The organism is Parahoeflea alexandrii (assembly GCF_024105735.1).
Lineage (GTDB): Bacteria > Pseudomonadota > Alphaproteobacteria > Rhizobiales > Rhizobiaceae > Hoeflea > Hoeflea alexandrii.
Map to the genome: position 1 here is coordinate 852,785 of NZ_JAAAML010000001.1, position 22,971 is coordinate 875,755.

Consider the following 22,971-nt stretch of genomic DNA (forward strand, 5'->3'; position numbering starts at 1 on the left):
GCGCTCCGTGATATGATCGCACCGGCATGCAACAGGACCGACGCCATGACACCTGCAGAGATCACCAGGATCCGCTTCTGGGACCGCTCGGCCCGACGTTATGCTGCCCGACCGGTCGCCGACAGCAAGGCATACGAGACCACGCTCGAGCGCACCCGCGCATGGCTCACACCGACTGACGATGTGCTCGAAATCGGTTGCGGCACGGGCTCCACCGCGATCAGGCTTGCGCCCCACGCCGGCCGTATCACCGGGACTGACATCTCGCCCGAAATGATCGCGATTGCAGAGGAAAGGCGCTCAGACGGTGGTCCCGGCAATGTCACCTTCCTGGCCGCCGCACTCTCCGATGCGCGGCTCGAACCGACCGCTTTCGACGTCGTGATGGCTTTCAATGTGCTGCACCTGCTTGAAGACTTGCCGGATGCGCTGACACGGATTGGCAAGCTGCTCAAGCCGGGTGGGTTGCTGATCTCGAAAACGCCCTGCCTCGGCGACATGCCAGTTATGCTCCGGCTGGTCATCCCGGCGATGCAACTGTTCGGCAAGGCGCCGCCGGTCAGTTATTTTGGCAAGGACGCGTTGCGCCAAGCGATGCAGGAAGCCGGTTTCGACATTGAGGAAACAGGCCTGCATGCAGCCGGAGGGCATGCACTCTTCATCGTGGCCCGCAAGCGGTGAAGCGGGCAGGGGCATCGGTCTTGCATCGGCGGCGCAATCGTTCTTCCTGGACAATTGCAGGATCCTGTCGGGCTGAAAACTGCGGAAGGCGAGAGCCTATGCCCAAAAACCCTGTCGAGCATGCCCAGCCTCAACGCCTGTCCAGCAGTGGATCAACCCGCGGTTCAGCAAGCGCCGTCAGGCAAGCGAACCCAGCTTTTCCAGCGCCGCTTTCAGCGACTCATCGGAATAGGGTTTGGTCAGCAGCACCGCTTCGGCGTCGGCGCCTTCAGGGAGCTGGCTCTCTCCGGTGGCGAAGACAATGCCTACGCCCGGTTTTAGTGCCTGCACCTTGCGGGCCAGTTCACCGCCCTTCATGTCGGGCAGGCCGACATCGGTGACCAGGATGTCGAACTCGTGCTCCGAGGTTGCCGCGAGCGCCTCGGCGGCGGTTCCGGCCTCGATCACGTCATGGCCCATGTCGGTGAGCATGTCGGCGGTGTTGATGCGGATCAGGGCCTCGTCCTCGACCAGAAGGACTTTGAACTTCCGCTGGCCGGACGTGGCCGCAGCCGGCTCGGCGTCCCCGACCGGGGTGGCCGTGGCCTGGGCCGAGGACGGGGCGGCTGCCGCCTGCGAGGCCTGTTTCTGGTTGGCGATCAGATGCCGGATCCTGCCATCCAGCGCCTCGCGGGTATAGGGCTTGGAGAGCAGTTCGACACCGGGGTCGAGCTTGCCGCCATGGACGATGGAGTTTTCCGTGTAGCCGGATGTGAACAGTACCACCAGATCAGGGTTTATGGCCTTGGCGAGCTTCGCCATCTCGGGGCTCTTCAGCGTGCCCGGCATCACCACATCGGTGAACAGGACATCGACCGGAACGCCGCTCTCGATGACGGCCAGGCCGCCCTGGGCGTCGCGCGCGGTCAGGACGCTGTAGCCGAGGTCCTTCAGCGTCGCGACCACGGTGGCGCGGACATCCTCGTCGTCCTCGACCACGAGAATGGTCTCGGTTCCGCCCGTGGCCGGGCCTGCGGGGGCCTGGATGTCCTGTTCCTCGTCGGCAAGCGCTCGCGGCAGGTAGATCTTGACCGTCGTGCCCTGGCCGGGTTCGCTGTAAATCTTGATGTGTCCGCCGGACTGCTTGACGAAGCCGTAGACCATGGACAGGCCGAGCCCGGTGCCCTTGCCTTCGGGCTTGGTCGAGAAGAACGGCTCAAACACCTGCTCGAGCGTGGCTTCATCCATGCCGGCGCCTGTATCGGTCACCGCAAGCAGCACGTAGTTGCCGCTTTCGACGTCTTCGAGGCCGGCGGTATAGGTGTCGTCGAGCCGCGCATTGGCAGCCTCGATCGTCAGCTTGCCGGCGCCGTCCATGGCATCACGGGCGTTGATGGCCATGTTCAGGATCGCATTTTCGACCTGGGTCGGATCTGCGGAGGTGTTCCACAGGCCTTCGGCGACCACGACCTCGATATCTACTGTTTCGCCGATGGAGCGGCGCAGCAGATCGTCCATTCCGCGGACGAAGCGGCCGACATTGATGACCTTCGGCTCGAGCGGCTGGCGGCGGCTGAAGGCCAGCAGCTGGCTTGCCAGCTTGGCGCCGCGCTGAACGCCAGCAAGGGCATTGTTCACCCGGGTCCCGGCCTGCTCGTTGCCGGAGACATCCTTGGCCAGAAGCTGCAGGTTTCCGGAGACGACCTGAAGCAGATTGTTGAAGTCGTGCGCGACGCCGCCGGTGAGCTTGCCGATGGTTTCCATCTTCTGGGACTGCTGCAACGCCTTCTGCGACTGAAGCAGCTCTTCGGTGCGTTCGGCGATCCTCTCTTCCAGTGTTGCGTTGAGTTCCGCCAGCGCTGCCTCGTTGAGCTTGGCGTGCTCGATGTCGGTGTTGCTGCCAACCCAGCGGCGCACTTCACCGGTCTCGGTCTTGACCGGCGTGGCACGGACCACGTGCCAGCGGTAGTTGCCATCGTGGCGGCGGATGCGGAACTCGATCTGGTAGACCTCGCCGGTTTCCACAGAGTGCGACCATGCGGCAGCGGCGGCGGGAAAATCTTCCGGGTGAACGATGCTGGCCCAGCCATCGCCCTTCAGTCGATCCGCGGTCTCTCCGCTGTAGGCCAGCACACGATCGTTGAGCCATTCGATCTTGCCGTCGGGTGTTGCGGTCCAGATGTGGTTGAGCAGGGATTGCGACAGCGAGCGGAACTCCTCCTCGCTGGCCCTGAGGGCGAGTTCGGAGCGCTTCTCCGCGGTGGCATCGGAAAACAGCACGGCGACATTGTCGCTGCCGACACCATCGATGGAAAAGGCCTGGACCTTGAACCAGCGCTGGTTCAGTTCGCTGGCCGGGAACTCGGTGTTGACCGGCTCACCGGTGCGGGCAACGTTTCCATACAGCTCGAACCAGTGCTGTTCATGTCCCTGGGCAATGTCGCGGCGCATCCACTTGCCGATCGGATCCTCGATGCCGGTGTGGCGGGTGAAGCTATGGTTGGCCTCGAGGAACTCGTAGTCGACCGGAGTTCCGTCCTCGTCCCAGATCATGCGGATCACGCAAAAACCGGAGTCGAGGTTCTCGAACAGGTTGCGGTAGCGCTCGCGCTGGGCCAGCGCGTCCATTTCGGCCTTGCGGCGGGCCGTGACGTCAAACAGGACGCCGGGAAAACGTGCCGGCTTGCCTTCGGCGTCCTTGACCAGCTTGCCCTGGGCCAGCACGTGGGAGACCGATCCGTCAGGCCGGTTGATGCGGTACTCGGAACTGTAGGCGTCCCCGGATTCGATGGTGCGGACAATCTCGTCGGCAACGCGCGCGCGGTCGCCTTCATGGATGCGATTGATGAATTCCTCGAGCGGCAGCCCCGTCTCGGCCTGTTTCGGGTCCAGCCCGAAGCTTGCGGCAAAGCGGCCGTCGGTGAAGATCAGATCCTGCGAGACATCCCAGTTCCACGAGCCGATGACATCGGCATTGGTCATGGTCAGGTCGAGCCGTTCCTGCAGATGCCTGGTCTGGGAACTCCTGAGCGCCACGACCCGGCCATTGTCGGGCGTCGGCACCGAGACGGAATCGAGGTCGAGCGCGCCGCTTGCGCCCATGAAGAAGCCGCGATCATCATGGATCTCGCTGAAGGGATGACCGATCATCTCCTCGGCCTTCCAGCCGAGCACCCTCTGGGCGCCGTCGCTCCAGCCGGTGATCACCGCATCGGAATCAAGAAAGATCAGCGGAGCTGAAAGGGTTGTGTCCATAATATCTTCGTCACTGAGATGAGGCCGGATGGTCAAGAGCTAGGCATGATTCCGGAGAGCTTCGGTTTTGCGCGTGACTGTTTAGCACATCCCGGTGACCAGCCTATACCCATAAATTGCATATGGTTTTTCCCCGCTCACGGGGGCGGGGTTGACGGCGGCTGGTCCGGACCAGCCGGGGGGGGGAGGGCCATGCTGACATCTGCTGTCAGTATGGCCCGTTTTCGTTCCCCTTTTGCCCCTTAGACCTCTTTCTTTCGCCGCAGACTCTGCCCATATTGCCGCCATGGCCAAGACCCCTGCACAAAACACCCGTCCCGATGGTTCCGAATTCGATGGTTTCGAGGAGGCGCCGCAGCCGAAGCTTTCGGGCGCGCCGGTTTCCTCGTCCGGATCGATCGCCGACTGGGCCGCGGACCTCGCCAAGGAAGCCGAGCTCGACGCGGTGAAGGCGCGGCGCAAGGCGGAAAACCGGGAACTTCGTTCTCAGGCTGGCAAGCACCGGCTGAAGGCGGGCAAGGGGAAGGACGAGGCGCCAGCGAAGGGCCCGGCGAAAGCAAAGGCTGCATCCGCCGAGAAATCCAGGAAGACCGCCCGCGGCACCTCGATCGGCAGCTCGAACGATCCGCGCGCCCGCGCCGCCGCCGGGCTCAATGCGGTGGCCGGGCTCGACATCTCGGTGGAGGAGGCGGAAGCCTCGGGCGCGACCTCGGCCAACACCGCCACCGTGCAGGCGCTTTCCGATCTCATTGAATCGGGCAACCCGCTGTTCAAGAACGGCAAGACCTGGACGCCGCACCGCCCGGCGCGGCCGGAGAAATCCGAGGGCGGCGTCCAGATCCGTATGGCCACCGAGTACAAGCCGGCCGGCGACCAGCCGACCGCGATCGCTGATCTTGTCGCTGGCGCCAACGAGAACGAGCGCAACCAGGTGCTGCTGGGCGTCACCGGCTCGGGCAAGACCTTCACCATGGCCAAGGTGATCGAGGAGACCCAGCGTCCCGCCGTGATCCTGGCGCCGAACAAGACGCTTGCCGCGCAGCTCTATTCCGAGTTCAGGAATTTCTTCCCCGACAACGCGGTCGAGTATTTCGTCTCCTACTACGACTACTACCAGCCCGAGGCCTATGTGCCGCGCACCGACACCTTCATCGAGAAGGAATCGACCATCAACGAGCAGATCGACCGGATGCGCCACTCGGCCACCCGGGCGCTGATGGAGCGTGACGACGTCATCATCGTCGCCTCGGTCTCGTGCATCTACGGTATCGGCTCGGTGGAAACCTACACCGCCATGACCTTCCAGATGGCGGTCGGCGACCGCATCGACCAGCGCCAGCTCCTGGCCGACCTGGTGGCGCAGCAGTACAAGCGCCGCGACATGGATTTCCAGCGCGGTTCCTTCCGGGTGCGCGGCGACACGATCGAGCTGTTCCCGGCTCACCTTGAGGACGCAGCCTGGCGGATCACGCTGTTCGGTGACGAGATCGAGTCCATCGCCGAGTTCGACCCGCTCACCGGGCAGAAGACTGGCGACCTGAAGAGCGTCAAGATCTACGCCAACTCGCACTATGTGACGCCGCGGCCGACCCTGAACCAGGCGACGAAATCGATCCGCGAGGAGCTCAAGCACCGGCTCGCCGAGCTCGAAGCCTCGGGGCGGCTCCTGGAAGCGCAGCGGCTGGAGCAGCGCACCCGCTTCGACCTCGAGATGCTCGAGGCCACCGGCGTCTGCCAGGGCATCGAGAACTATTCGCGTTATCTCACCGGCCGCGCACCGGGCGAGCCGCCGCCGACGCTGTTCGAATATATTCCCGACAACGCGCTGCTGTTCATCGACGAGAGCCATGTGTCGATCCCGCAGATCGGCGGCATGTACCGCGGCGACTTCCGCCGCAAGGCGACGCTGGCCGAATACGGCTTCCGGCTGCCCTCCTGCCTCGACAATAGGCCCTTGCGCTTCGAGGAATGGGACGCGATGCGGCCCTCGACCATCGCCGTCTCCGCCACGCCCGGCAACTGGGAGATGGAGCAGGCCGGCGGCGTCTTCGCCGAGCAGGTGATCCGTCCGACCGGGCTGATCGACCCGCCGGTCGAGGTGCGTCCGGCCCGCGCCCAGGTCGACGACGTGCTGGGCGAGATCCGCGCCACCGCCGAGGCCGGCTACCGAACCCTCTGCACGGTGCTGACCAAGCGCATGGCCGAGGATCTGACCGAATACCTGCACGAGCAGGGCGTACGCGTGCGCTACATGCATTCCGACATCGACACGCTGGAGCGGATCGAGATCATCCGCGACCTGCGGCTCGGCGCGTTTGACGTGCTGGTCGGCATCAACCTGTTGCGCGAGGGGCTCGACATTCCCGAATGCGGGCTGGTGGCGATCCTCGACGCCGACAAGGAAGGGTTCCTGCGCTCCGAGACCTCGCTGATCCAGACCATCGGCCGCGCCGCGCGCAATGTCGACGGCAAGGTCATCCTCTATGCCGACAAGGTCACCGGCTCGATGGAGCGGGCGATGGAGGAAACCTCGCGCCGCCGCGCCAAGCAGGAGGAATACAATACCGCCAACGGCATTACCCCGGAATCGGTCAAGGCGCATATTTCCGACATTCTCGATTCGGTCTACGAGCGCGACCATGTCCGCGCCTCCATCGCAGCACCTGGCGGCAAGGGCGCCAAGACGGACGAGGGCGCGCTGGTTGGCTCCAATCTCAAGGCGCATCTGGAAGCGCTGGAAAAGCAGATGCGCGATTCCGCCGCCGACCTCGACTTCGAAACCGCCGCGCGTCTGCGCGATGAGATCAAGCGGCTGAAGGCCGTCGAGCTCGACCTGATGGACGACCCGATGGCGCGCGATTCCGGCATCGACAACACTCGCGCCAAGCGCAAGGCCGAGGCCACCGGAAAGCCGATGCGCGGGCCCTCCAAGGAGCCCAACCCGGACATTTTGCGCAACCGCGAGTCCAGCTACTTTAGGAAAAATGACCTCGACGAGATGACCGTCGGCCGCACCGAAAAACCGATGCCTCCGGGCAAGCTGCCGCAAAAACCCCGTCCCGTGGACGGCAAGGGCGACCGCCCGTCGGCCGGTCAGGCCGCGCCCTCGCAGGCCAGCGAGCAGGGCGAGCGTACGGCCGTGAGCGACAGGAATTCTGACCCGATCGTCAAGCGCGGCAAGGTCGGCGCCGGGAGTTACGAGGATCCCGTCGAGGCGTCACGCCAGAAACGGCGTCCGGGCAAGACGGGGCGGCCGGGACGGTAGGGAGCTGCAAGCGCGATGCTGTCCTTCTCCCCCTTGGTGGGGGAGAATGGAATTTCAGCGCCTTGGCTTCAGCCAAGTGCTAGAAATTCCAAGAGAGGGGGTATTTGCTGCAAAACCGCCGTACACCCCGACCCCCTCACCAACAAAATCTGAGGTTTAGCCTTCGGCTAAGCCCTCGATTTTGTGTCCTCTCCCACCAAGGGAGAGGGGAACGCGGTATCCAGACCGGTTAGGTTGCTAACAGAACAGACCGGATGGGGTGTTTACATTCCGCCGACATGGAACCAATCGTCCCATCCGGCGTTGTCACGGTCCCACACACAGGCGCGCACCTCCGCCGCACGCTCATTCCAGGATCACAGCCATGTCCCGCAACACGCTTGCCATCGTCATTGCCATTGTCGTCGTCGGCGCCGCCATCCTCGGCTACATGGTCTACCAGGACCAGCAGACCTCCGGCGTCGAGATCAAGATCGGCGAGAGCGGCCTGTCGATCGAGGAGAAGTAGGGGCAGCTACCGGGGCGCCGCCGGGATCGCCATTTCCCGCGCATTTTCATCAAATCCGCAGCTTTGCGTTTACCCGTGCCCAAGGCGGCGGGCGGTAGGCTTGTGCGCGAACCATGGTTCAGCCGAAGCCTGATGCAGGCCGCCAGCCGCAGGGGAGTCCGCAGCAATGTCCGCCGAGATGCTCCGATCGTCCGTCCCGCCCTTCGGGCCGCTTGCCTCCCGGTCGTCTTCTCCCGCCGGCTTGGCCGCGGCGCCGGACCTGACCGCGACCAGTGCCGCGCCGCAGCCGGTCAAGGCCCCGGCCCCGCGCGTGCGTCCGGTCTGGCCGGATCCCGCCACGATCAATCTCGCCGGCGAACTGCTCGACCTGAGCAGCACCACCATCGCCTACACCGGAACCATCACCCTGCCCGACACCGGTGCCGACTTCTGGGCCCTGCTGGCCGCGGCGCTGGGCGAGGGCAGGCGGGGGTAGGGGCACCTTGCCGGACGCGGACGATCTCCCCCTTGCGGTGGGAGACTTCGGAGCGGTGACCAGAGACCAGAAGACGGAGGTTTCGATTTCAGCGAACGAAGGCCTGAGCGCGACGCCGGCTGCGGCCCCTCTCCCCCCTGGTGGGGGAGAAAGCGATTTCAGCGCCTTGGCTTCAGCCAAGTGCTAGAAATCGCAAGAGAGGGGGTCTTGCTGCGCCATCGGCTCTTGCCCCGGACCCCCTCACCAACAAAATCTGCGACTTGGCCCTGCCGGTCCAAGACCGCGATTTTGTGTCCTCTCCCACAAGGGGAGAGGGGCAGCGCGATTGCCCGCGCCGCCGGACCGTGCCGCCGCATTGGGCGGCGCCGGGACGTTTGATGATCCTGGCTTCGGCCAAGTGTCGGAAAACGAATGCTGTCCGGGTTCGAATTCCGGTATTCCATCTCGTAATCTCATCCCGAAAAGTCAGCCCGGCATTCTCCAGACCTTGATGCGGAAACTTCACCAGGCCGTTTGAAGGCTTTTTGGTCGTTCGAACCATGTCGGTCAGGTGTCGGCGGCTCATCACATCTGATGATTACGCGTCAGTGCCGGTGGACCAGTATCAGGTCACACAACGACAAGAGGCACGGGTGAGATGATCAGCCCGGACGACCCAATGACAGGATCGCAACAATCCACAGGACCCACACAGGGACGACGAAGGGGAAATGCCATGATCGCCAGGAGAATTGCACAAATCGCTCTCGCTTTTGCCATCGCCGTTGGCGGCATTCAGTTTACCGCCCCCGCAATGGCGAATGAAGGCGGCGGCCCACCGCTGGGCGAAAGCCGGCTGGGTGTGACCAAGAAGGCGAAGAAGACGTTCAAACAGCGCGCCGCGGAACGGCGGGCCGAGCAGGCTGCGAAGAAAGAGGCCAAGGCGAAAGCCAAGGCCGAGGCCAAGAAGGCGAAGCAGACAGCCAAAGACAAGAAACGCCTGAACGATGCCAAAAAGAGCGTGGCGCACCTCGAAAGGGAACTCAAAAGGCTCGAAAGGGAGCGCAAGACGAAGGTCTGGAAGACGAATTCCGAGGTTCGCAAGCACCTGGCCGAGATCAAATCGGTCGAGCGCAACATCAAGCACTCCAAGCGCACGATCCGCACCATGGAAAAGAAGCTGGGCATCAAGCGCCCGTTGCTCGGCATCTTCCTCGTCAACTGACGCGGCGGATGTCAGGAGCAGACCATCTCGCTCCTTGCGGCGGGGTTTGCAGCCTGGACGAGACCCGCGGCTCGCGCCTGATCTCCCCCCTTGCGGGGGAGATGTCACCGTAGGTGACAGAGGGGGGTAATCACTCCCCTCGCGCCAGCCTCGCGTTCACCCCCCTCTGTCGGCGATGCCGACATCTCCCCCGCAAGGGGGGAGATTGGCGGTACCGGACCCTCCGTCGTCATCCCGGCCTTGAGCCAGGATCCAGTAGAGCCTGCGCCTGCAGGCGCGGGAGACTCTTTGAAGCCTACGGTCTAGGTGAGGTGATGCCATGTTTGATTTCATTGCTCCCTCATTCCTCACTTTTCATCCCCACCCTCCACCCCCATGCCATACTCGCTCCACTCCCGCTGCCGGATGGATCGCGAACGTTTCGATGCAGGCGGGAGGGAATGTCCGGGGCCGGGCGTGCTGACGTGGCGCGCGAGGTTTCGGGAGGCGGAGGCCATCGGGGTTCCGCTGGCGGCACCGGTTTTCGCGGGGCAAGTTCCCGAGTACGCCAGTGGAAAGCCAGCCACCGGGCCGGGATCGTTCCGCGTCCGCCTGAAAAGGCGGGCGAGGGGCGGGTCACCGGGCCGGGCCTGTGGCGGACATGGCGGGCCGGAAACGGCCGGCCAGGGTCCGTGCCGGAACCCGCGCCAAAAGCATCTCTCGCGGTCTGTCCGGATCGCGGCCGGAGCAATCCGGGCGGAGGGCCCTGAAGAGGGGCAGGTGGATAAGCCAACCTTCGCGTCATGCAGGCCGCCGCCTGTCGGATGCCGGACAGCATCCGGCGAGTTCCGGGCCGCGCGCGCTCAGCGCCACCCATGATGCGGGACCCTTGCCGGTCGCCGCATCACCAACACCCATCCCAGAGGCACTGCCCGCGTGCGGCCCTCCGGACTGCCCGCCTGTCGCGCGAAAGTGCCTGCACTTGAGCGATAACGTACAGGCGCCGCAAAAAGTATTTCCCACACCCCGGCGGAGATTTTCGCGCGGGCGCGGTTTCGGCTGTCTGAAGCGCGTCGTGACGCCTGAGCGGGATGCAACTTCGGCCTCCCACCGTCGTCATCCTCGGCCCCCGAGCCGTGGATCCATTCCGTGGTCTCTCGGCCACTGCAGTCTTTGAAGCGTCACGGCATGGATCCTCGCCTCAAGGGCGAGGATGACGACGGTGGGGGGTGTTCAAGCGCCCAGCCCCCTAGTTGTTGACCTTGCAGCCGCGGCGGCGCTCCTCGGCCTGGATCTGGGCCACCCGGCGCTGTTCCCATTGGCTCAGGGTCGGGTTCCTGGTCCAGCAGTCGGCATTGTTGAAGGTGCGCTGGCCGAGATTTGTGGAGAAGCAGTAGCCGTTGCGGTCATAGATCGCGTTGCGCTCGTACCAGAGATCCCAGCAACTGGCGGCAGAGGCCGCGGGGACGAGGCCGGTGAGGCCGACGAGCAGGCCGGCGGCGAATATCATCGGGGTGGATTTCATCTGCATCTCCTTTGCATGCGCGGCACGAACCCGGTGTGCCGGGCCGCCCTGTCTCCATCGCTATCCGCCCGTCAGCCCTGCGCATTGATGCACATCAACGAATGTGTCCGTCGCCCGGCCTTTCGGGGCTCTGCACCGCAGTCCCGGCTGGAGGAGTGGGCGCAGCCGGGCAGACCGATCTGCTGAAGTCGGTGGGGTGCTTGGCGGCGGGGTGCTTGGCGGCGGGCTGTGCGTTGTGCCACCATGGGCCGAACCATGAGAGGCGCTTCATGTCCGATATCGGCTCGATCTTTTCCACCTGGGACATCATCGTGATGATCCTCGTCGCCTGCGCGCCGGGGTTCGTGATCGGCGCCGCATTCGGCGCCTGGCGCGGGTTTGGCAAAAACCCCGGGCGCCGTCTCAGGGGCGCCATAGTTTTCGGCTTGACCGGTTTCGCGCTGGCCTTCGCCGGCTGGTGGTTCTATCTGATGGTGTTCAAGTGAGGCCCATGCGCGTGACCCGACATACACTCTCCGCCGCCTTCTTGGTGGCATGTGCCGCCGTTGCGGCGCAACCGGCGCTGGCCTGGACCGCGGTCGAGCAGGTGAAGACCTATCCGGTCTATGGAAAGTCGGGCCCGGAGCTCTACGAGTCGATCGGCCAGAACGGGCCGGTGATCTCGGGGGATCGCCGCACCATCGCCCACACCACGTTCAAGCTGACCTGGGGCCGCGATTACCGCGAGCGCGCCGATGGCAGCTGCGTGATTGCACGAAATGTGCCGAAGCTGATCATCACCTACACGCTGCCGAAGCCGCGCGAGGGGCTGCCACAGGGCGTGGCCTCGAGCTGGAAGCGGTTCTATGACGGGCTGGCCGAACATGAGCGGGTGCACGGGCAGCACATCATCGAGATGGTGCAGGCGATCGAGGCAGTCAGCGTCGGGCTCTCCGCGCCGAACGATCCGGGCTGCCACAAGGTGCGCGCCGAGCTGCAGACCCATCTCAAGCGGCTGTCGGACGAGCAGCGCGCCCGTGGCCGCGCCTTCGACCGGGTCGAAATGGGCGATGGCGGCGCGGTGCATCAGCTGGTTCTGGGGCTCCTGACCGGCCGCTGAGCCGGGATTGCAGGGGCAGGGCGGCCGGTCGCCGGGATGCTGCCTGCCGGATTGTGGCGGCCTCTGGGGAAAGCCCGATTTGGCTTGCGGCGCCGAGTTGGGCTGCTAGGCTCGGGGACCGCTTCGGGGCCAGAATCAGGACGCCGCATGACCGTACGCATCGCCACCTTCAACACCGAGAACCTGTTGAGCCGGTTCGATTTCTCCGGATTCCGCAACGAGCTTCGGCAGGACCGGGTGGCGCAGCTCTATGATTTCACTTCGGAGGCGCAGTACCACCAGGCCGAGATCGCCCGCGCCATTTCGCTCACCGACGACACGCGGCAGCTGACCGCGCTGGCGATCGCCGATGCGGACGCCGACATCCTGTGCATGCAGGAGGTGGAAAATCTCGATACGCTGCACCGGTTCGAGTATGGCTACCTGTTCAAGATGATCGGCGACGGCTATCGCCACAAGGTGCTGATCGACGGCAATGACAGCCGCGGCATCAATCTCGCGCTGATGACGCGGGAGCACACGCTCGACGGGGCGAAGATCGAGATCCTCGAGGTCACCAGCCACGCGCATCTGAGCTACGAGGCGGCCGGGGTCTACACGCCGGATCTGGCCGAAGTCGCCAAGCCGCACGACAAGGTGTTCAAGCGCGATTGCCTCGAGGTCGACCTGAAGATCGGGTCGAAACGGCTGACGGTCTATGTGGTGCATTTCAAGTCGATGGGATCCCCGCGCAACGGCGTCGACGGCCGCACCCACACGATGGCGGTGCGGGTGGCGGAGGCGCGGGCCGTGCGCAAGCTCATTTGCGAGCGCTTCGGTGCCGACGGCGGCGGCAAGCGCTACGTGGTCGCCGGGGATTTCAACGATTACACCGAGAAGCTGGTGATCACCGGCGACCGCCGCAACGGCTACCGCTTCACGCCGGAAGAGGCCGAGGACGGCGCGGTCCGTGTGCTGACCGCCGGCGGCTTTGCCGAGAACGTGGTGGCGCGGCGTCCGGAAATGGACCGCTGGACGCTCTACCACACCCGCGGGCCGGAGGAACGGCATCTGTGCCAGCTCGATTACCTGCTGGCCTCGCCGGCGCTGACGCGCTCGAACCGTGACCGGCAGCCCGACATCATCCGCGCCGGCCAGCCCTGGCGGACGCTGTTCCCCGAAGGCCAGGACGTCGACCGCTACCCGCGCACCGGGTGGGACCGGCCCAAGGCGTCGGATCATTGCCCGGTGGCGATGACCTTCGACCTGGTCTGAACGTGATGGCCGCGATCCCGGAAAACCGCGTGTTCGGTTTCGACCGCGTCCATCTGACGCTCGATGCGGCGGAGCATCCCTGGCTGATCGCGGAACGCGGCGCGGTCGAGGCGCACTGGGCGCGCGAGCAGGTGGAGCGGCCATGGCTGTTCAACGGGACGGTGGTGCTCAATCGCGGGCTGGCGCTTGAAGCGGGCGTGATCTCGGGCATCAGCCACCGGGCACCCTATGCGGCGCTGCTGCACTGGGTGAAGACACGGCCCGGAGCCGATGTCTGGCACCTGTTCGGCTCGGCGGTGATCCTGTCCTCGGACGGCGCCATGCTACTGATCCGCATGGCCGCGAAGACGGCCAATCCCGGCAAGGTCTATGCCCCTGCAGGGTCGCTTGACGAGACCGACATCAAGGGCGGCCGCATCGACGTCGAAGGCAGTATCCTGCGCGAGGCACGGGAAGAGACCGGGCTTGACCTGTCGCGGGGCAATGCCGAAGACCGGCTGTGGTGCTGGCGCCGGGGTGGTCTGGTGGGGGTGTTCCGGCGGTTCCGGATGGACGACCCGGCCGCGGTTCTGGCGGAGCGGATACGGGAGCATATCCGGACCGATCCGGAACAGGAAATCGATGATGTGGTTGTTGTGCGCAGTGTGGAGGACGCCGGACCGACCGCACCGCCCTACATGCGGGCCATGGTCGACTTTCATTTCTCCGCACCCGGGCAAGGTGGCGGTTGGCAGGCCCAAGGAAATGGATAGGATGCGGGCACGCTGAAGACTTGGCAGGAGCCGGATAACCGGCTGCCACGGTAGAGGATGACGCTGGGCATGACAGATTACGCAATCTACGACGTCTTCACCGGCACTGCTCTGGCCGGCAATCCGCTTGCGGTTGTGTTCGACGCCGATCACTACAGCGGCGACCGGATGCAGGCGATCGCACGCGAGTTCAACCTGTCGGAGACAGTGTTCGTGCTCAAGCCGGAAAATCCCGCGCATACCGCCCGGCTGCGGATCTTCACACCTGCGCGGGAGCTTCCCTTTGCCGGCCACCCGACGGTTGGCGCCGCGGTGGCGCTGGCGGACCGGCGGCTGGGCGCGGATGTGCCCGCCAACGGCATAGACCTGGTCAAGATGCTGGAAGAAGAGATCGGGCAGGTGCGCTGCGCCGTGCGGATCAGCGCTGGCCAGGCCGGGTTTGCCGAGTTCGATCTTCCGAAGCTTTCGCGCAATCTGGGCGCGGACATCGAACCTGCGGATATCGGGCTGGCGCTAGGGCTTGATCCGCACGAGATCGGGTTTGAAAATCACAAGATCTCGCTGTGGAGCGCCGGAGTGCCGTTCGTGCTGGTGCCCGTGCATGACCAGGCCGCGGTCGCCAAGGCCGAGTGCAATGGTGCAGACTGGGACCGTGTGGCGCCGATGGGTGATGGGCAACTGGCCTCGGCCTATGTCTATTGCCGTGGCGGGACCCATCACCAGGCATCTTTCCATGCCCGCATGTTCGCCCCCGGCGAAGGCATCGGCGAAGATCCGGCAACCGGGTCGGCCGCCGCGGCTTTGTCCGGCGCGATCCACCATTTTGACGGCCTGCGGGAGGGCAACCATGCGCTGCTGATCGAGCAGGGCGTCGAAATGGGCCGGCCGTCGCTGATTCACCTGCACATCGCCTGCAGGGGGGCAGAGGTTTCCCACGTCCGGATCGGTGGCGAGGCAGTGCGGATTTCCGAGGGCAAACTGCTGGTTTGACGGCAGGTACGCAGATTATGGCGTGATTGTTGCAACAGCGTAAAAAACAGTGTGGACAAGCCTCTTCATCCGGTCTATACGCCCCCTCGTTCCGGTTCCGCACGGAACGTGTGGGTGTGTAGCTCAGTTGGTAGAGCAGCTGACTCTTAATCAGCGGGTCCACGGTTCGAGCCCGTGCTCACCCACCATTTTTTCTTTTGATATCAAAGATATGATCAAAGCCCTTCGGGGCTTTTTTTGTTGGTTTTTTACAGGCGTTGGAATTTTTTACACTTCCGTGCTGGAAGTGTTCACGTCTTGAGCTGATCCCATGCGTGCGCTACGGCCTCTGATGCAAGGTAGTGACGGCGAATAATTGCATCTGCTTCCTCGGGCGAGTGGCCCGATATCGCGGCAATATCGGCGATCGGCAGGCGGGCATTGTGGTGCAGCCACGAGATGCCTGTGCCGCGCAGATCATGGAACGTCACGCCGGTGATCTTCAGCCGGGTCATTTCCTTGCGCCAGCTCGCCCTGAAGCCGGTCGATGTCCAGCGGTCGCCGCGGGAGTTGACCAGAACAGTAGCGCGTCCCGCCTTGCGTGCGTCCTCGAGCATCGGGCGCAGCATGGCGGCCGGGGTGATGCGGACGCGGGCGCCGGTCTTGCCCTGGCGGATCCATGCCTGTTCGCCGTCCCAGGCGAGTGTCGGCATGGTCAGGCAATCGCCCTGACGCTGCAGCGTGGTCAGCGCCATGATGAAAACGGCCCGCAGGTGCGGCTGCGCCTCGGTCATCACTCTCGCAATCGCGTCCCTTGGCCAGAGAATGTCGGACCTGGTCGCATGGTGCAGCCGCTCGACGCGCTCCAGCGGGTTGCGCAGGATGGTTTCGCGATCGGCTGCGAAGGCGAGGATGCTTGAGAGCACCGACAGGTGGTAATCAGCGCTTCGTGGTGTGGCGCGCATGGTATCGCGCCAGTCGATGAACAGGGTGCGTGCGCCGCGGGCCTCTATGGCTTTTGCCGGCATGTCGCCGAACTCTGCGCGGATCACCGCCTCGATCCGCTCATAGTCGGCGCGGGTCTTCGGTTTGAGCGCGGTGAAGCGGGCGCTCTTGCGCCAGTCGTCGATGATGGCGGACAGCGTTCCCGGGGCTGCAGCGGTTGTTCTGGTGGCCATGTGGCGCGCATACTCGCGGACGTAGGCGGGTGTGCCGGGCCTCGCCGTGATGCGTGGGCCTCCACGCCAGGAATAGTGATACTCGATCGGTCTGCCCGACCGGTCCCTGGTCTTAATGATGTGAACGCCCGGGAGCTTTTCCACGGCTGGCCTTCCATTGCGCAAGAGCAGATTCCGCACTGGTTTCGTCGCTTCTGTCAAGGCTGTGGGCCGACCCAGCGGGCGCAAGCTCCATTTCGCCGGTCGGATGCATGGTGATGCGCAGGCCGTGTTCCGCCGCTGCCTGGGCTGCATCCCTTATCTCGCATTTGAGAAAAGTGCGGGAACGGCTGGGGCGGCTCATGGTACGGCTTTCAGGGTCTGGTCGGCTGCGACCATCAAGCCACCCGCCTTTCCCGATCGAGATCGTTCGCCAGATCAGCCGCGCCGTCGCGATCAAGCACAAGCCGGGATGGCCGGGCCGCTGCGGAGTTCTCGACGACGGGCGGGAAGTCAGCCGGCTTGGCGTAGGGATGCAGTTCGAGCCATGCGACGGCCACGGATTCAGACACATTGACCGGCGCCGACGCCATGTCCAGATCAAGCCGGTAGACCGCCTCGATGTTGTCGAGATCGCTGTCGTAGGCCTGAACCCATTCTTCGGCACTGCCGAATTCCGTTCCGAAGCGTTCCGACTGCTCAAAGAACCGGTTGACGGCTCCTGGTCGCGAGAACGTGGTCAGCGCGGTCAGGACGAGGATGGTCTGATTTGAGGTGAGGAAGGTCATGCTTCACCGCCTTTCTGGCTTTGCTCGACGGGCATGCCGCCTGCTGGGTCGATGGGATTGACCGCAATGAATGCGCGCTTCAAATCACCAATTTTGATCAACGGGGCGTGGTTGTATTTCATCATCGGCTTGACGATGTCATCCGGGTGTTCGCCGTCGCCAACGTCCTTTTCGTAGACCTTGGCAAATGGCTCCAGCGCTTCCCTCATCCGCTCGTTCGTGACCACGAGACGGGCGATTTCTGCGTCCTTGGTGGCGTCGATGCGGGCATTCCAAAATGCCGCTATAGCTTCGCTATCGAGAGTATCGACGTGATCCTTTCTTTTGATCGGGGGCCATGTCGCTTCGCACTTCCCGCAGGAGAGCGTGAATCCGCCACCCTCCACAGTGCTTCCGGGATAGTCTGCGTCTTGCAAGTCAGTCCCGCAAAACGGGCACGGCTTCAATTCTGCCTTGTCACTCATACCGGCAAACTCCAATCAAGCGCACAGGCCAAGAACCATGCCATGCCGATCAGGCTGATGGTCGCGACGATCTGCACAAATGTGGGTGGATAGATCGGGCAGGGACCGCCAAGCGCCTCGCGCTCTCTGATCAGCCCCTCGCCATCGATCGACGGATGGATGATGCGGGTCATTACGCCGCCGCCCCGAACGCGAGCTGCATCCGCCGATGGACTTGCCGGACCTTCTCGACGTCATCGATGCAGTAGTCCGCGATCTTCTGGTATTCACCAGCCGCGAACAGCTCGCCGACCATGGAGCCGTCGATATCGCCTTTCCCGTCGATCCCGAGCGCAAAGCACAGTTCATCCATCTTGATATAGTCGCGCGCCCCAGCCCACTTGGTCATGGTGTCGAACACATCGTCGCCCCAGGGCTTCGGATCGCGCGGGAACCATGACGGCATACGCACGCCGAGAACAATGGCGCGTTGCCAGAGAAAGCGCAGATCGAAATTCGCGATGTTGTGCCCGACAATGGTCGGAATGCGGCCAAATGGGATATCGGACAGCGCTTCCGAGAAGCCGGCCAGAAGTGCCCGCTCGTCTTCGTGATACAGCGGCCATGACCAGCACTCGACCGGATCGTCATCAAGTGCAAAGCCGATGAATGCGACATGGCCGTATGCACCATTCAAACCGGTCTTGCTGACTGCCTCGGCCACGGCTTCCGGCTTTTTTTCGGCTTCCCACGCGGCAATGGTGTCGGCCTTCTTCATCGAAGCAGGCGGCGTAACGTTGGCCGCAACGCGCTCGATGATGATCGGGTCGGCGGTCGGGATGGTTTCGATATCGAGATAAAGGTGCATGGTCGTGTCTCCGAGGGTTAAGGGTTAAGCTGCAATTCCAGTGACTTCCTCAAGCCCACGTCCATCCATCGCCAGCGTGTGGCCGATGCGGCGTTCGAGCTCGACATATTTGCGGTAAAGTGAGGGGTTGAGCCGGGCGGCGGTCTTCAGGTCGCTGCGGTTCGCCATGATGCAGAACACGCAGGACAGTCGGCTCATGCCAGCCGCATAGGCCGGGTGCGGCGTCTGTCCAGCTTCGCGGATCAGGGCGAATACGTCCGCCTTGGACATCTCGAAAATCGGGAGCCAGTCATACCATTCGCGACCGGCTTTGCTGTTTCCGGCGTGAAAGCGGAAAGGCGTCTGTTTCGATCGTGCAGCGCTTTCTTCCGCACGGATGCCCATGCAGTTGACGACGAGGCCGCCGAACTCCGGATGCGCTTTCAGATATTGGCGGATCGTGCGCTCAATCGGCCCACGCTTCAAATCGCTGGTGCATTGCCGATGGCTTGGGCTCGGCCACATGCCTCGCCGCTCAACCATTTCCAGAAGCGTCTTGTTTGGATTGCGGCAAGTCTCAATCGGCAGATCGCCGACCGTGGCGTGAATGTGATCCACATTCCCAGCCCACTCGACTTCGCCGAGGTCGGCATGAATCACCAGCAGTTGTTTGGCGGGAACCAGTCGACGCAGGACAATTGCCATTGCCTGGCTGTCTTTGCCGGCGCTGTGGTTGATGACAAACAGCGCCCCTCGCGAGATCAGATCTTGGATTTTTGCGGGAGTGGTCGACATCAAGTGAGGCTCCATTGCCGTGATTGGCTATGGAGCGACTATCTACACAATACGTGTAACTGTCAACACAAAACGTGTAATTTATTATTCGAGCGGTCTATACGATCCGATCACCCTTGCAATTATCTCGACGGAGTCGCCGTTTTCAATGCTGCCAAGGTAGACTGGCTTTTGGAATTTTGGGTCGGTGCTGTCCGGGAATAGTTGCCAAGCGCCGTCCACGAAGCGAAGGCGTTTAAGGGAAGTCTCGGCCAGTTCCCCAATGCGGCGGCGCACCACCACGATATCGTTTTCAACTGCGTCTCGAGAGTGTCCGGTCCGGACTGCGATGACATAATCGCCGTCCTGCACCACTCTGTTCATGCTGTTGCCCCGCACCAGGAAAGCCATTTGGGCGTCCGGAGGATACTGCGGATCAGGAGACATCGGCACATATGAGTTGTCGTGAAATGAGAAGCTTTCCTCTTCAACCCAGTGACCAGCCTGAACTTCTCCGGTGACTGGAACGGCACCGATCCTATCGCGCGGCTCGAACGGGACTGCTTCTTTTGCGTCCTTCGGTTCACCTGTCATCAACCATGATGCGTTCACCCCGAACGCCCTGGCGTATTTCCTGACGGTGTGAATTTTTGGAATTCTGGCACCATTCTCATGTGACGCATACGTGCTGTAGGTCCACTGCAGGGTTTCGGCGGCTTCTCGCGCGCTACGATACCCTGCGTTCTCCCGTGCTGTCGCCAGTCGCTTGCCGATTGTTTCCATGATTTAGCGGCATATCAAAAAAAAATACACAAAACGTATTGACCAAAAATTACACAAAACGTATAAATTCGCCATGAGCAACTTTCGAAACATCATTGAGAAGTGGCCAAGCCGAGGCGAATTCGCCGCTGATCTTGGCGTCACCCCGCAACATGCGACGAACATGTACACCCGCGATGGCATTCCATCGAAATATTGGGCTGCGCTTGTCTCATCTGCATCCGTTCGCGGCATTGATGGCGTCACTCTCGATGACTTGGCGCGCATTGCCGCCAAGGGGACGGGAGTTGCCGCATGATCTCCAACACGCGCACAGTCCCCGCAACCCCAGACAGTGCGCGTCTAGCCGGACGGGTTCGCCGCCTGTCCGGCGCAAATTCCCCGATTGAACGCGCCAGCCGCCAAGCATCGCCGCGCCAATCGTCATTCACTGCCTTCATTCCGATCAACACACAGATGAAGGCCCAAAGTCATGGAAAAGATATCCGCAATCCCGGAAAGGCGCGCGCACATGTCTGACGTAGCAATCGCCAGAAACCTGATCCGCGAGATCGCCGGAGACGCATGGAACGGCAAAGGCGACATGCTCGCTCGCGTCCACTCCGCCTGTCTCAAGCACGGCAAGGACTTCACCGCGCGGCGCATCCGGTCGTTCTGGCATGGTGAGGCGGCAATCGTCGCCCACAACGAGATTGTCAGTCTGGCCGAGGTTGCGGCTGCAGAGAAGACGAAACGCGACAGGATCAACGAGGCAAAGGCCAGCCATGCAGAATTCATCAATCGCGCATCGGCTGTTCTTGACCGTCTTTCCGCTCAGGATGCGGATTTCCATGGCGAGTACATTGCAGCGCTTCGCGATCTGGCGAGCGGCGCGGCTGGCGGCACGGCAACGAACCATCGCGGCGAGCGCCGTTCGGGTGGTGTTGGACGCCGCGCAATGGACGCAATGGATTGCGCCGGAGATCGCATCTGATGCTGACCCAGACAACCATCAAGAACCGGACGACCGTGCCAGGCGTCCCGACCGGGGCGGTTAAACCTCCCAAGCCTGCCCCGGTCACCTTTACCATTCCGGCCCCGCCCTCGACCAATAACTTGTTTCTCAACAAGGCTGGCAAGGGCAGGGTGCCGACAGCGCAATATCTGGATTGGAAGATGCAGGCCGCGACCGCGATCCGCATGCAGAACGTCCAGAAGGTCGCGGGACGGGTCATCATTCTGATCGGAGTCGAGCGGCACTCAAGCCAGGCCGATATCGACAACAGGATCAAGGCCACACAAGACGCGCTGGTCAAGGCTGACATCATTGATGATGACCGCTTCGTGACCGCCGCTTTCGCCTTCTGGTCGCCGAAGGCCAATCATCTGGCGCATGTCGCCATCTACCCATGCCAGCGCATGACGCTGACGTTCCACCCCTCGCACGATGGCGCAAGCGGGGCATTGGTGGTTGACGCGCCACAACTCGAAAATGGAGAAGATCATGCCGATTTCACTCGCTGATCTCAAGCAGGTGCGAGCGGACAAGCCGCCGCGCATGCTCATCTACGGCCCGCCCGGCATTGGCAAGACCACGCTGGCGAGCGAATTCCCGAACGCTGTTTTCCTGCAGGTCGAGGACGGTACGCCCGGCGATGCCGAGCTGACCAGCTTTGGCAAGCTCGGAACATACGGCGAGGTGGTCGAGGCTTTGGCTGCGCTCTATGAAGGCGACCACGGCTACAAGACGCTGGTCATCGACAGCGTCACCGAAATGCAGAAGCTCGTCTATGAGGAAACCTGCACGCGCGGTGATGAAAATGGCGTGAGCTATGCCCGCATGGAGGACTTCCCATATTCGAAGGGGTTCATGTTCGCGACCACGGTCTGGCAGGAATTCATCGCCATGCTGGACGCGCTGCGCAATGATCGCGGTATGGCGATCATCCTGATCGCCCACTCGGCAATCCAGGAGCACAAGGACCCGGAGCTTCCGGCCTATGACCAGCATCAGATCTCGCTGCATGCGCCCAAGAAGGGCGATCAGGGCAGGGCGGATCACCGAGCGTTGTTCGAGCGGTGGCTTGATGCCGTGATCCTGCTCAAGCGCAACGTGGTCATCAAGGCCGACGACAAGACCGGCGTGGCCGCCAAGAATGACAAGAGCACGGCTCGCGTTCGCGCCGCCGGCGGCGAGGTCGTGACCATGAACACGGTCGGCAAGCCCAGCCTCAACGCCAAGAACCGCTACGGCATTCCCGCGACGGTTCGCTACGACAAGGGGCAGGGCTTTGCAGCCCTCGCGCCATATCTCCCCGGATTTGAAGAAACGCCCGCGCCCATGGCTGCGGTCAAACAGAAGGATGCCGCGTGATGTCGGACGCTGGAGCAGTTGCCCGCGATCAATTGCGGTCATTCGTCGAGCGCATCGAGCGCTTGAACGAGGAAGCCAAGACCATCGCCGATGACATCAAGGATGTCTACGGCGAGGCCAAAGCCATGGGGTTCGATACGAAAGTTCTGCGCGAAGTGATCAAGCTTCGCAAGCTCGATCAGAACGAGCGGATGGAACTTGAATCGATCCTCGACACCTACCTTCACGCGCTTGGAATGGCGCCGGAACCGGAGCAAAACTGATGGTACAGATCGCAGGACACTATGACCAGAATGCCGAACCGTCGTCGGGCGATTTCGACCCGATCCCGGCCGGTGAATATCCCGCATTCATCGAACAATCCGAGATTGCTGAGATCTCCAGCAAGGCCGAGAAGGGCCGCTGCCTGGTGCTGACATGGAAGATCACGGGCGAGCACTTCGCCGGTCGCCTGATCTGGCAGCGGCTCAATATGTGGGCCGAGAACATGAACAATCTCGACAAGGTGATCAGCATCGCCAATTCGCAGTTCGCCATGGTCCGCGAGGCCACGGGCAAGCTGAACGTGGCCGATACCGACGAGCTTCTGCAGATCCCGTGCATCATCAAGGTCAAGGTCAAGACCGACCCGACCGGGCAGTATGGGCCGCAGAACGAGATCACCAGCGTCAAGGCCGCGAATGCTGGCCCCGCCGCTCGCACTGCACCGCCCGCATCCCGCGGCCCGGCACCGACGTCCCGTGGTCCTGCCCCAAGCAAGGCCCCTGCGGCTGGTGGCGGCAAGGCCAATCCGTTCGGGCACCTGAAATCGGGTGCGCAGCAGCAGCTGGTCGACGACGACATCCCGTTCTGACCATGCAGCCGGGCGGGTAACAGGCCTA

25 protein-coding genes and 1 tRNA gene are annotated in these 22,971 nt (G+C 63.1%); 17 read left to right on the forward strand and 9 right to left on the reverse strand.

The annotated features are described in order from the left end of the window. Positions 1 to 45: 45 nt before the first annotated feature. The gene (locus tag GTW23_RS03880) at positions 46 to 681 is read left to right on the forward strand and encodes a class I SAM-dependent methyltransferase (RefSeq protein WP_252914688.1); all 636 of its coding nucleotides are present in this window, start codon (positions 46 to 48) and stop codon (positions 679 to 681) included. A gap of 177 nt (positions 682 to 858) precedes the next feature. Here GTW23_RS03880 and GTW23_RS03885 read toward each other — a convergent pair whose 3' ends face one another. Continuing rightward, positions 859 to 3,915, reverse strand: a complete 3,057-nt coding sequence (locus GTW23_RS03885) for a PAS domain-containing protein (protein WP_252914689.1) — start codon at positions 3,913 to 3,915, stop codon at positions 859 to 861. A 286-nt stretch (positions 3,916 to 4,201) separates the two neighbouring features. Here GTW23_RS03885 and uvrB point away from each other — a divergent pair, with 286 nt between their 5' ends. From uvrB to GTW23_RS03905, 4 genes are all read left to right on the forward strand, one after another. Next, a complete protein-coding gene (uvrB, locus tag GTW23_RS03890) occupies positions 4,202 to 7,180 on the forward strand; it encodes an excinuclease ABC subunit UvrB (RefSeq protein ID WP_290128861.1) in 2,979 nt (992 codons plus the stop codon). A 364-nt stretch (positions 7,181 to 7,544) separates the two neighbouring features. Continuing rightward, the gene (locus GTW23_RS03895) at positions 7,545 to 7,688 is read left to right on the forward strand and encodes a hypothetical protein (RefSeq protein WP_252914690.1); all 144 of its coding nucleotides are present in this window, start codon (positions 7,545 to 7,547) and stop codon (positions 7,686 to 7,688) included. Positions 7,689 to 7,866: 178 nt separating this feature from the next. Then, a complete protein-coding gene (locus GTW23_RS03900) occupies positions 7,867 to 8,163 on the forward strand; it encodes a hypothetical protein (protein WP_252914691.1) in 297 nt (98 codons plus the stop codon). Positions 8,164 to 8,821: 658 nt separating this feature from the next. Further along, on the forward strand, positions 8,822 to 9,367 hold the full coding sequence (locus GTW23_RS03905) for a hypothetical protein (protein ID WP_252914692.1): 546 nt from the start codon (positions 8,822 to 8,824) through the stop codon (positions 9,365 to 9,367). A 1,228-nt stretch (positions 9,368 to 10,595) separates the two neighbouring features. Here GTW23_RS03905 and GTW23_RS03910 read toward each other — a convergent pair. Further along, positions 10,596 to 10,871 (reverse strand): YARHG domain-containing protein, encoded by a 276-nt coding sequence (locus GTW23_RS03910; protein ID WP_252914693.1) that lies wholly within the window; start codon positions 10,869 to 10,871, stop codon positions 10,596 to 10,598. Positions 10,872 to 11,140: 269 nt separating this feature from the next. Between GTW23_RS03910 and GTW23_RS03915 the strand changes: the two genes are divergently transcribed. The 6 genes from GTW23_RS03915 to GTW23_RS03940 all read left to right on the forward strand — a co-directional run bounded on the left by GTW23_RS03915 (position 11,141) and on the right by GTW23_RS03940 (position 15,154). Beyond that, on the forward strand, positions 11,141 to 11,356 hold the full coding sequence (locus GTW23_RS03915) for a hypothetical protein (RefSeq protein ID WP_252914694.1): 216 nt from the start codon (positions 11,141 to 11,143) through the stop codon (positions 11,354 to 11,356). Between the two features lie 5 nt (positions 11,357 to 11,361). Beyond that, positions 11,362 to 11,970 (forward strand): DUF922 domain-containing Zn-dependent protease, encoded by a 609-nt coding sequence (locus tag GTW23_RS03920; protein ID WP_252914695.1) that lies wholly within the window; start codon positions 11,362 to 11,364, stop codon positions 11,968 to 11,970. A 147-nt stretch (positions 11,971 to 12,117) separates the two neighbouring features. Further along, a complete protein-coding gene (locus tag GTW23_RS03925; RefSeq protein ID WP_252914696.1) occupies positions 12,118 to 13,224 on the forward strand; it encodes an endonuclease/exonuclease/phosphatase family protein in 1,107 nt (368 codons plus the stop codon). Between the two features lie 5 nt (positions 13,225 to 13,229). Continuing rightward, on the forward strand, positions 13,230 to 13,976 hold the full coding sequence (locus GTW23_RS03930) for an NUDIX hydrolase (protein WP_252914697.1): 747 nt from the start codon (positions 13,230 to 13,232) through the stop codon (positions 13,974 to 13,976). 69 nt (positions 13,977 to 14,045) lie between these two features. After that, entirely contained in the window at positions 14,046 to 14,966 is a 921-nt protein-coding gene (locus GTW23_RS03935; RefSeq protein ID WP_152007946.1) for a PhzF family phenazine biosynthesis protein, read from the forward strand. Positions 14,967 to 15,078: 112 nt separating this feature from the next. Continuing rightward, a tRNA-Lys gene (locus GTW23_RS03940) sits at positions 15,079 to 15,154 on the forward strand. 102 nt (positions 15,155 to 15,256) lie between these two features. On the opposite strand, the gene GTW23_RS03945 is transcribed toward GTW23_RS03940, so the two are convergent. The 7 genes from GTW23_RS03945 to GTW23_RS03975 all read right to left on the reverse strand — a co-directional run bounded on the left by GTW23_RS03945 (position 15,257) and on the right by GTW23_RS03975 (position 19,737). Continuing rightward, complete coding sequence (locus tag GTW23_RS03945; protein WP_252914698.1) at positions 15,257 to 16,267, reverse strand: site-specific integrase; 1,011 nt, start codon at positions 16,265 to 16,267, stop codon at positions 15,257 to 15,259. Positions 16,268 to 16,500: 233 nt separating this feature from the next. After that, positions 16,501 to 16,890 carry a hypothetical protein gene (locus tag GTW23_RS03950; RefSeq protein WP_252914699.1) on the reverse strand — a complete coding sequence of 130 codons (390 nt, stop codon included), beginning with the start codon at positions 16,888 to 16,890 and terminating at the stop codon, positions 16,501 to 16,503. Beyond that, complete coding sequence (locus tag GTW23_RS03955; protein WP_252914700.1) at positions 16,887 to 17,354, reverse strand: Lar family restriction alleviation protein; 468 nt, start codon at positions 17,352 to 17,354, stop codon at positions 16,887 to 16,889. Before GTW23_RS03955 ends, GTW23_RS03950 begins: the two co-directional genes overlap by 4 nt. Continuing rightward, the gene (locus GTW23_RS03960; RefSeq protein WP_252914701.1) at positions 17,351 to 17,527 is read right to left on the reverse strand and encodes a hypothetical protein; all 177 of its coding nucleotides are present in this window, start codon (positions 17,525 to 17,527) and stop codon (positions 17,351 to 17,353) included. Before GTW23_RS03960 ends, GTW23_RS03955 begins: the two co-directional genes overlap by 4 nt. Next, positions 17,527 to 18,201 carry a 3'-5' exonuclease family protein gene (locus GTW23_RS03965; RefSeq protein WP_252914702.1) on the reverse strand — a complete coding sequence of 225 codons (675 nt, stop codon included), beginning with the start codon at positions 18,199 to 18,201 and terminating at the stop codon, positions 17,527 to 17,529. Before GTW23_RS03965 ends, GTW23_RS03960 begins: the two co-directional genes overlap by 1 nt. Positions 18,202 to 18,225: 24 nt before the next feature. Further along, the gene (locus tag GTW23_RS03970) at positions 18,226 to 18,975 is read right to left on the reverse strand and encodes a phosphoadenosine phosphosulfate reductase domain-containing protein (RefSeq protein ID WP_252914703.1); all 750 of its coding nucleotides are present in this window, start codon (positions 18,973 to 18,975) and stop codon (positions 18,226 to 18,228) included. 84 nt (positions 18,976 to 19,059) lie between these two features. Continuing rightward, entirely contained in the window at positions 19,060 to 19,737 is a 678-nt protein-coding gene (locus GTW23_RS03975) for a LexA family protein (protein ID WP_252914704.1), read from the reverse strand. Positions 19,738 to 19,810: 73 nt separating this feature from the next. Here GTW23_RS03975 and GTW23_RS03980 point away from each other — a divergent pair, with 73 nt between their 5' ends. The 6 genes from GTW23_RS03980 (at position 19,811) to GTW23_RS04005 (ending at position 22,943) form a co-directional block, all read left to right on the forward strand. After that, complete coding sequence (locus GTW23_RS03980) at positions 19,811 to 20,035, forward strand: hypothetical protein (RefSeq protein ID WP_252914705.1); 225 nt, start codon at positions 19,811 to 19,813, stop codon at positions 20,033 to 20,035. 213 nt (positions 20,036 to 20,248) lie between these two features. Further along, entirely contained in the window at positions 20,249 to 20,710 is a 462-nt protein-coding gene (locus GTW23_RS03985) for a hypothetical protein (protein ID WP_252914706.1), read from the forward strand. Beyond that, entirely contained in the window at positions 20,710 to 21,240 is a 531-nt protein-coding gene (locus tag GTW23_RS03990) for a RusA family crossover junction endodeoxyribonuclease (protein ID WP_252914707.1), read from the forward strand. The genes GTW23_RS03985 and GTW23_RS03990 overlap by 1 nt, the downstream gene beginning before the upstream one ends. Next, a complete protein-coding gene (locus GTW23_RS03995; protein WP_252914708.1) occupies positions 21,221 to 22,090 on the forward strand; it encodes an ATP-binding protein in 870 nt (289 codons plus the stop codon). Before GTW23_RS03990 ends, GTW23_RS03995 begins: the two co-directional genes overlap by 20 nt. Further along, a complete protein-coding gene (locus GTW23_RS04000; RefSeq protein WP_252914709.1) occupies positions 22,090 to 22,353 on the forward strand; it encodes a DUF2312 domain-containing protein in 264 nt (87 codons plus the stop codon). Before GTW23_RS03995 ends, GTW23_RS04000 begins: the two co-directional genes overlap by 1 nt. Continuing rightward, entirely contained in the window at positions 22,353 to 22,943 is a 591-nt protein-coding gene (locus GTW23_RS04005; protein WP_252914710.1) for a DUF669 domain-containing protein, read from the forward strand. Before GTW23_RS04000 ends, GTW23_RS04005 begins: the two co-directional genes overlap by 1 nt. The last annotated feature ends 28 nt before the right edge of the window (positions 22,944 to 22,971 follow it).